General features: G+C 41.0%; 3 protein-coding genes and 1 pseudogene. 2 read left to right on the forward strand and 2 right to left on the reverse strand.

Features of this window, described 5'->3' with window-relative positions; genetic code table 11:
* The first annotated feature begins 19 nt into the window (after positions 1 to 19).
* A complete protein-coding gene (mscL, locus tag QOS03_RS08980; protein WP_283576174.1) occupies positions 20 to 391 on the forward strand; it encodes a large conductance mechanosensitive channel protein MscL in 372 nt (123 codons plus the stop codon).
* 438 nt (positions 392 to 829) lie between these two features.
* Here the strand turns inward: mscL and QOS03_RS08985 are convergent, their stop codons facing one another.
* Positions 830 to 2185 (reverse strand): RNA-guided endonuclease InsQ/TnpB family protein, encoded by a 1356-nt coding sequence (locus tag QOS03_RS08985; protein WP_326520894.1) that lies wholly within the window; start codon positions 2183 to 2185, stop codon positions 830 to 832.
* A complete protein-coding gene (locus QOS03_RS08990) occupies positions 2139 to 2789 on the reverse strand; it encodes an IS607 family transposase (protein ID WP_283576173.1) in 651 nt (216 codons plus the stop codon). Before QOS03_RS08990 ends, QOS03_RS08985 begins: the two co-directional genes overlap by 47 nt.
* Before the next feature lie 148 nt (positions 2790 to 2937).
* Here QOS03_RS08990 and QOS03_RS08995 point away from each other — a divergent pair.
* A pseudogene (locus QOS03_RS08995) lies at positions 2938 to 3013 on the forward strand (helix-turn-helix domain-containing protein); the annotation flags it as partial.

Below are 3013 nucleotides of genomic sequence, written 5' to 3' on the forward strand. Positions count from 1 at the left end.
AGACAACAGAAACAAATCGGTGAAAAACTACATTTTTAAACCGGTGAAATCCTACATTTTAAAATCGGTGTTGACAATCATTGGTTCAGCTTTTACTGCCATCGTGAATTCCCTGGTTAAAAATCTGATTAATCCTTTAATCGGAATCTTTTTAGGCAAGATCGATCTTTCCAACCTTGTCTTTAGTTTTGGGGAAGCACATTTTCGTTATGGGGCTTTTTTAAATGCAGTTATTAATTTCTTAATTATTGCTTTTGTAGTTTTCTTAATCGTGAAGTTGGTGAATAAGTTAATGCTTCGCCATAAAGAAGAACCCGCCGCTCCTGAGCCAAGTGCTGAGGAAAAATACCTAGCCGAAATCGTTGAGCTTTTAAAAGACCAGCAAAAATAATCCACCAGCTAAAAACACGCTGTCCTAACCTCGATATGGCTAGGGCAGCGTGTTTTTTCTTAATTAATATATCGCCAAAGCTGCTGATGATTTCCCAAAAATACTTAACAGCGGTTTGGGAGTATAAATCTTTCAACATCCTATTCGCATTTGACAATCTCATAAGCAGTTTCGGAAGATTGATGTTTCCTAGTTTAGTTATATCAAACAATATCTAGTGATATGATATAACTCACTTTCGCTCAACCTAATTGAGCCAACCTCTGAACCTTTCCTCCTTGCGGAGTTCGGGTGGGCGGACGATGCTCTCGAGGAACATCATCCTAAAGGACAACTTTACAGCTCTTTCAGCCTTTGCGCTTTTTCGTGAAACGTTTGGACGGTATAAGAATGGCCGAGGCCATTACTCAGTGACCATCAATTCAAGACTAGCCCTACCTAGAACAACGGGTTAACCTTGACGGGGTGCAATCCGACTCCCTCTATCTCCTCCGCTTTTACCGAGGCAAAAGCATCGGGGACTGCTTTTCGTAGAATTTGAAGTGCGCCATTCACATCGGCATTGATTAACGTTCCATTATTGGAACGGAACAAGCCACGCTTAATACGGCGCTTGGCTGGCACTAGACCACGGCTCTTGCGTGCCTTGTCGCCATTGCTATGGATTGGCTCCTCACCATCAAGAAACGAAGTTTGGCTTGTGTACGCTTCGTTCTGCTGAATAACCACAATGCCGGATAAATTGGCCTTGTATTCGATCATTTCAATCATGCGTTGATGAGGAATACCAATAAAGTTCTGGTTATTTCGCTTGCCCATGTTGGAGCTGCGCTTTTGGCCCTTGCTTTTACCGATAATGATTGTATTCAGTTCATGGTTTAGCGCAAATTCTACGATGCGCTTACTTGCATCATGAGCGAATACTAACGTTTTCTGATTACGGTGATAATCCAAGCGGGTTAAGCGGTGGCTCTGTTTAGGCAAGCCAGCTAGATCTAAAATTCGTGATAGTTGAGCACGACGCTTGTTGTAATACTGATTAACCGACTTCAACGGACGACCGTTAATGATTTCTGGTTGAATGTCTGGTACGTTCGTTGCCAAGGTAAAAGCATTGTCCAGACCAGGGTCAATGGTCAGATAACGGTGGTTATCTGGCTTGTAGGTGATTTCCTTGTTAGTCTTGTAGACTACTTCTACCACGAAACAGCCGTTTTGGGGGATGATTCGCACTTGTTGAATTTTATTCGTGTCTTTGTGCTGTAATCGAATCTTGAAGTAGTTTAATACCGGAATTTCAACGATTCCATTAGCACGAAGCTTAGCGGTTTGATTATCAACGACAAACGATGTTAAACCGCCTTTTTGGTGATACTTGGGTAGTTTAGGCCGACCAGTAAACTTACCTGGAGCCTTTAAATAGGCTTTTCGTGCTTTCTTCCAAGACGTCATGTTTTGAGCGACCAGTTTCAAAACCTGCTGTGCTAAATGTACAGAGTGCATGGAACTGTACAGCATGCAGTCCCGTTGTTCATTGGACTTCTTCATGCTTTTATCCAGTTTTTCATAGTTCATCCATTCGCCGGCAAATAATTTTTGGCGAACGCGATACAATCCTTGATTGTAAACATTGTTTGCCAAATGACTGAAATGATTCAAGGTAGAAAAATACTTGTTGGATGGCTTAACAATGTGCCGTTCAACCAAGTATTCGTATTGTTGTTCAGCTTTTGCTTGTCGAATCTGATTAAACATCTGACGACGTTTTTTCTTCGACTTGAGCTGTTTCGCCATCATGATCACCTGCCTTTTCTTCTTGTTCCAGGGCTTCCTTGATACGTTTACGCCGACTAGAATACATTCGCATAGAGAAAGCGTGTAGCAAGGAAATAATCTCCTCGAAGATTTCCTGCTGGTCAGTTTTCTTGTCGTGCAGTTCCGACATGACGATAATTTCTGTGTGGTATTTCTCAAAAAGATATTTAAAGAGATTGAAGCCGACACGGCTTAAGCGGTCTTTATAGGTAATAATGACCTTGGATACCTTACCGGCAATCACAAGATCAAGCAGTTTGAAAAACTCCTTTCTCTTTTCGAATGAAATACCACTGGCAATATCCTTGAAAGCGCCCTTAACTTGGTAACCCTGCTTCAATGAAAAATTCTGCAAGGCTTCTAATTGGTTTTCCAAGTCCTGTTTCTGCTTAGGTGTAGAAACTCGGGCATACAGATAGGCACCACGCTTCTCACCTTTATTAAGCAAAGCAAAGACGGATTCCTCGTCCCAATTGTACTGCCCACTAGGCAGCTTAGTTGCCTTGAGAATACCAGCCTCTCGCCACCGGTGAAGGGTAGGTCGGCTGATTTGAAGCAGTCTTAAAACTTCATTTGCTTTCATTCTTTTATTATATCATATGATATAATAAATACCAATAGATATAATTGTTTTAACAACTAAAATGCAAAAAAATAGCACCAATGGTGCTAAATAAAAAAACATATCACATAATATCATTTATATGAAAAGATATAAGTTTTACAAACTAGGACTTTCCAATCGCGCAATTGGTCGCCAATTAGGAGTTAATCATCAAACAATTAATAACGAGCTCAACCGTGGTA

Origin of the sequence: Limosilactobacillus pulli, from assembly GCF_947381555.1 — a bacterium.
GTDB classification, from domain to species: domain Bacteria; phylum Bacillota; class Bacilli; order Lactobacillales; family Lactobacillaceae; genus Limosilactobacillus; species Limosilactobacillus pulli.